The organism is Lederbergia sp. B243.17, from assembly GCF_057657925.1.
Genome location: NZ_JBWBKF010000022.1, coordinates 1 through 5,466, shown reverse-complemented (window position 1 = coordinate 5,466; position 5,466 = coordinate 1). Strand labels below are relative to the sequence as shown.

The 5,466-nt window shown below is 42.8% G+C and carries 6 protein-coding genes; 2 read left to right on the top strand and 4 right to left on the bottom strand.

What is annotated here, in order from left to right; all coding sequences use genetic code 11:
• Positions 1-163 precede the first annotated feature (163 nt).
• Complete coding sequence (locus tag AC0TWI_RS02700) at positions 164-1,006, bottom strand: aldo/keto reductase (RefSeq protein WP_488124793.1); 843 nt, start codon at positions 1,004-1,006, stop codon at positions 164-166.
• Positions 969-2,216: an MFS transporter gene (locus tag AC0TWI_RS02695; protein ID WP_488124792.1), complete on the bottom strand. Its 1,248-nt coding sequence runs from the start codon at positions 2,214-2,216 to the stop codon at positions 969-971. The genes AC0TWI_RS02700 and AC0TWI_RS02695 overlap by 38 nt, the downstream gene beginning before the upstream one ends.
• A 205-nt stretch (positions 2,217-2,421) precedes the next feature.
• On the opposite strand from AC0TWI_RS02695, the gene AC0TWI_RS02690 reads away from it, so the two are divergent.
• Positions 2,422-2,793 (top strand): winged helix-turn-helix transcriptional regulator, encoded by a 372-nt coding sequence (locus tag AC0TWI_RS02690; protein WP_488124791.1) that lies wholly within the window; start codon positions 2,422-2,424, stop codon positions 2,791-2,793.
• A 173-nt stretch (positions 2,794-2,966) separates the two neighbouring features.
• Here the strand turns inward: AC0TWI_RS02690 and AC0TWI_RS02685 are convergent, their stop codons facing one another.
• Both AC0TWI_RS02685 and AC0TWI_RS02680 read right to left on the bottom strand, forming a co-directional pair.
• Positions 2,967-3,563 (bottom strand): hypothetical protein, encoded by a 597-nt coding sequence (locus AC0TWI_RS02685; RefSeq protein WP_488124790.1) that lies wholly within the window; start codon positions 3,561-3,563, stop codon positions 2,967-2,969.
• A gap of 50 nt (positions 3,564-3,613) precedes the next feature.
• Positions 3,614-3,784 (bottom strand): hypothetical protein, encoded by a 171-nt coding sequence (locus AC0TWI_RS02680; protein ID WP_488124789.1) that lies wholly within the window; start codon positions 3,782-3,784, stop codon positions 3,614-3,616.
• Between the two features lie 208 nt (positions 3,785-3,992).
• Between AC0TWI_RS02680 and AC0TWI_RS02675 the strand changes: the two genes are divergently transcribed.
• The gene (locus AC0TWI_RS02675; RefSeq protein ID WP_488124788.1) at positions 3,993-5,435 is read left to right on the top strand and encodes a vWA domain-containing protein; all 1,443 of its coding nucleotides are present in this window, start codon (positions 3,993-3,995) and stop codon (positions 5,433-5,435) included.
• The last annotated feature ends 31 nt before the right edge of the window (positions 5,436-5,466 follow it).

Sequence of the window (5,466 nt, the reverse complement as noted above, 5' to 3'; positions counted from 1 at the left end):
TAATGGCCGTGAACTTACGTAAGTTTACGGCCAACACAGCAAGTGGATCCTAAATTTATACACAATAAAAAGAGAAAGGTGAAATTGTCTTGCTCAATTTCACCTTTCTCTTGGTTAGAGACTAGTTATGTCCCAGCCTCTACATACACACTTGTACTAGAGATTAAAAATTAAAATTGTCCGGATCTGGTCCGACACGATGATTTTGATTCAAGCCATCAATGATTTCCATTTCCTCATTCGTCAATTCAAAATCAAACACATTCGCATTTTCGACAATTCGATGCTCTTTTGTTGATTTTGGGATGACAATAACTTCCTGTTGCAAGTCCCAACGCAAAATAACTTGAGCGACAGATTTATTGTGCTTGTCAGCGATCTTCTGCAAAACTTCATTATCCAGCAATTGGCCTTGCATTAACGGGGACCATGCTTCAAGCTGAATGTCATTGCTTTGGCAAAATGCTTGCACTTCTTTTTGGGTTAGTCGTGGATGGCGCTCTACTTGATTAACCATTGGTTTAATTTCAGCGTCCTTCATTAAGTCTTCCAAATGATGAATTTGGAAGTTGCTTACGCCAATCGCTTTTACCCGGCCTTCTTTATAGAGGGTTTCTAATGCTCTCCAAGCGTCTTTGTATTTTCCTTCAACCGGCCAGTGGATCAAATAAAGATCCAAATAGTCCAGACCAAGTTTTTTCAAACTTGTTTCGTACGCAGCAATGGTTGATTCATACCCTAAGTCTGAATTCCACACTTTTGAAGTAACAAAGAGATCTTCTCTTGAAATACCGGCTTCTTTTAAGCCTTCTTGAATTCCTTTGCCGACGCCTTCTTCATTTTCATAGATCGCTGCGGTGTCTATGCTGCGATAGCCATGCTTGATCGCTGTTTTTACGGCGTTTACTAATTCAGGGCCTTCCTCTACTTTAAAGACTCCAAGTCCAAACCAAGGCATTTTTACGCCATTATGCAAAGTTGTTGTGTCCTGTAAGTTTTTCACCATCATGTGTACTACCTCCAAAATTTTTATTTGCTTGATCTTTTCTTTCCAAAGCGCGGCTCCATGCCGTTAAGACGGCTGCTGCTGTTACCATGATCGCGCCGACCCAAGTCGTATGGATCAGTCCAATCGAGTCTGTAATGAGGCCGCCTAAATAGGAGCCAAGTGCAATCCCTGCATTGAATGCGGCGATGTTTATGGCTGAGGCGACATCAATCGCACTCGGAACAAAACGCTCAGCAAGCATGACCACATATACTTGCAGGCCTGGCACATTCATAAAAGCGAACAGCCCCATCAAAAGAATCGTTAATAATCCAGCCAGTTTGTATGGTGCTGTCAGCATCAGAATAAATAAGACGACTGCTTGTACAATAAACATATAGAACAATGCACGAATTGGATTATGATTCGATAGCTTCCCTCCAATCATATTGCCAATCGCAATTGCGACTCCATAAGCGAATAAAATAATTGCCACGGTTCCTTCTTTAAACCCGGTGATTGTTTGGAGCATAGGGGATAAGAAGGTAAACACGACGAATGTTCCGCCATATCCCAATGCGGTAATGATGAACAAAAGCAATAATCGTCCATTCGTTACAAGGTGAACCTGATCCCGAAAAGAAGTTTTTACTCCTTTGCGTAAATGAGTTGGCATCAAAATGCTATTTGCGATAAAGGCAATGACACCAATGATGACAATTGTTATAAAGGCCGCTCTCCAACCTAGCTGCTGCCCAATAAAGGTGCCGAATGGAACGCCGGTTACTGTGGCGACTGTCAGGCCGGTAAACATAATGGAAATTGCACTCGCTCTGCGATTTTCCGGAACTAAATCGGCAGCGATTGTCGAACCGATTGACATGAAGACCCCATGAGAAAAGGCGGAGATTACACGTGCTGCTAGCAATAACCCGATTGTTGTTGAGAGCGCAGCAAGTGTATTGCCGAGAATAAAGACAACCATGATCCAGAGCAGCAAAGCCTTGCGTGACATTTTTGAAGTCAAGGATGTCAAAATAGGAGCACCGAATGTTACCCCTAAGGCATATACAGAAACTGTTAACCCAGCAGTGGTCACCGGTATCTTTAAGTCGGCTGCGATAAGAGGCAGTAATCCGACACTTATGAATTCAGTTGTTCCGATGGCAAAAGCACTAACTGCTAAAACAAGCAATGCCAGTGTGCTTTGTTTTTTACCTATATCCATATTCTACCCTCCTTTTTTTGAATGTATTATCGTTACCTTCGTTTCAACGAAAAGTAATTTTGAAAGAAAGTATGGTATGTGTCGTTGCACAAATGTTATTATGATATATAGAAGCTATGAAGGAAAGTACGCACTTTAAAGTGATATAGAAACCAGAAAGTAATATAGGTACTTTTTTGTACCTATCTATAGGAGGATAAAGCTGATGCCCAGAAAGAAATACAATATTTCTGTTGAAGCGACATTGGAGGTAATCGGTGGGAAGTGGAAATGTGTGATTCTTTGCCATCTGACCCATGGAAAAAAAAGAACGAGCGAATTAAAGCGGCTGATGCCCAATATCACACAAAAAATGTTGACCCAACAGCTGCGTGAGCTGGAAGACGATGGTGTCATCAATCGAATCGTATACAATCAAGTGCCGCCAAAAGTAGAATATGAACTCAGTGAATACGGACAAAGCTTGGAAGGGATTCTGCACTTGCTATGTGAATGGGGAGAAAATCATTTAACGAAAGTATATGGGGATAAATTTTCTGTTTTAGAAGATAGTGTGTTGAATGAATCTCTTAAGTGAGGGAATCAGCGTTTTTAAACTATTGTTATAGACCATCGTTTTCTCTAAACAATGAGGCTCTTTTCCGTTGGGAAAAGAGCCTTTTGTGTGCCCGAACTCACCCGGACTAATAGCGTTTACTCTTCTTTTTTTTCGTTTCAATAGGACAAACCCGGTAAACAGGATGACGGCTATTAAAGCCACATAAACAAACAGTTCTCTGTACAAAAGAATCTGGAAGAAGTCCCCGGCAGTGAGACGGTCGACAAAGAGGTCATAAGGGTTTGAATTCCAGTAAGAGACAGGTAAATTGTCCCCGACTGAATAGTGCTGGTATTGGAAGTTACATGTTTAATCGCTTTGATCTCTTCTCCATTTCCATCTGTGAAAGAAAGTGTAAATTTGTAGGTAGAATCTTCGTATTTGCGAAACGTGACATAAGAGGATGAATCTATAATATTAGCAGCTGTTTTGGTTTTAAAAAAAGGAATGAGCTTTGCGACCAGGTTGATTAAGAACCTTGCTGAAAAATATATGAACACAGCCAGGGTTACAGCCAATATCTTCATTCCATTTCCTTTTGAAGGGTGTCCCATAAACGTCTTCGCAGCCAAAAAGCGGTCGATCACCGGAATTTCTGTAATCAAGACGAACAGCCCTAGCAAAGTCATCAATCCGAATAGGCAGATGGCGCCGATGAAGAGCATGTTATCAAAAATCAGGTCGTAAACGGTTGAAAAACCGGATACTGAAAGACCGCTGATAGAATCGCCCGGCTTCAATTCCTTCATTTGCCTTTTTGAGATGCGGTTCAGATAATCAGCTGTCTCTCCATCAGTTTTTACACGGGCAAAATAGGAGGGCGGAGTGAAAAGGCCTTCTCTCCAACTTTCTCGACAACAATCGCCTCTTGCTTTGTCGCTGAAAGTAAATTGTATTCCTCTATGTATTCGTGGACGAGAACCCCTGTAATCAAGCCGAAAAAAAGGGTGAATATAAGCATTCCTGCCATTTCCTTTAGCCTCTCCAAACTAAACACATCCAATATTTAGTCTGTTGGTATGAGTATAATGCAAGAAAGCGAGACTCTCAATTCCTGTTTGCCATCCCAGCCTTCGGTGCTGCTTATACGTCTTATTTCCTATTTGTTCAAGAACGCCGCAAATGGAAGGAAAGGAGTGATACAATATTTTACAATACACACGAAATAAGGGGATGCTATGAACAAAATACACTATTGGTTATGGGTTGTTTTCATCCTCCTCCTCCTATCGGCCTGCGGTGACAAAAACGGCAATGATCAAAAGCTGGTTCCGAGTCAGCCGATTGCTTCGGAGGCATCCGGGGGGGAAAAGGAGCACAGCGGTGAAGGTGAAACTGAAAAACAAAGAGTTCCGGAAAATATAGAACCTGCCCCGCTTCCGCAAAGTCTTGCGGAATTGGCGTCTTTGCCGCCCGGCTATACAGGTCCGCAGCTGTTTGGAATCCATGAGGAAGACCACCCGAAGCTCGATGAATTGACCGGCGGGCTGCCTGACATTTCAGGAGAACCTACAGAGGCCCAGCTGGACCATTACTACAATGAGCTATTGGCGGTTTTTCAGCAAGACTTCAATGGCCCTGAGGAGTTGCTGGCCAAGCTCCGATTTCAAGCAATCGGCAATCCGGATATCGAAAATCCGCGGATGCAGTTTAAGGAGAACTTGAACATCCTTGTATTGCTTGATGCTTCGGGAAGCATGAACAAGGACCTTGGAGGAGAAACGCAAATGGCTGCAGCAAAAAAGGCAATCACTCACTTTGTGGAAGGGCTTCCTCCCGAAGCCAATGTGGGACTCCGGATTTATGGGCAAGAAGGAACGGGAAGTGATGCTGATAAAGCACGCTCATGCGCTAGCAGTGCCCTTATCTACCCGATAGGTAATTACGACAAAAACGCTTTTCAAGCTTCTTTGGAAAAAGCACAGCCGGCGGGATGGACGCCGATTCAACTGGCGATCAACGAAGCTCAAAAAGATTTATCACAGCTCAAGGGAGACAAAAATACGAACATCGTTTATCTTGTCAGCGACGGGGTTTCCACTTGTGATGATGATCCAGTTGCCGCCGCTAAACAGCTATACGAATCGGATATCACTCCGATTGTCAATGTAATTGGATTTAACGTTGACAATGAAGGGCAAAAACAGCTGAAGGAAGTGGCAAAGGCGACAGCAGGAACCTATGAAGACGTGCAAAACGCGGAAGGCCTGCAAAGTGAATTAGACCAGATGAAGGAAATCGCGGAAAGCTGGAACAAATGGAAGTACCAGAAAGAGACGAGCATAAATCATGATAGACTTAAAAATGATCTCGATATTTTCGGATACGAAACAACTGAATATAGAAAAAGAGTGGACGAAGGAAGCCAGATTGGAGTAGCCCTGCAGTATTTGTATCAGGACAAAAAATTGATGTCGCGGGAAAGCTACCGCTATTTAAGGGATAGAAACGCTGAATATCATCGTTGGATTGAAAGTGAATATAAGAAATTAAAAAAGGAATTGGAAGCAATCAACGAAGAGAAAATTAACGAATCGCTGCAAGTACTCGAGGAAAAATATAACCGTCATGCACCTGGAGATTCTGAACGGACCCAGACAGACGGCGATGGAAATAAGTAAAACTTTTTGTCGGCCTAGCCCCCTACTAAAG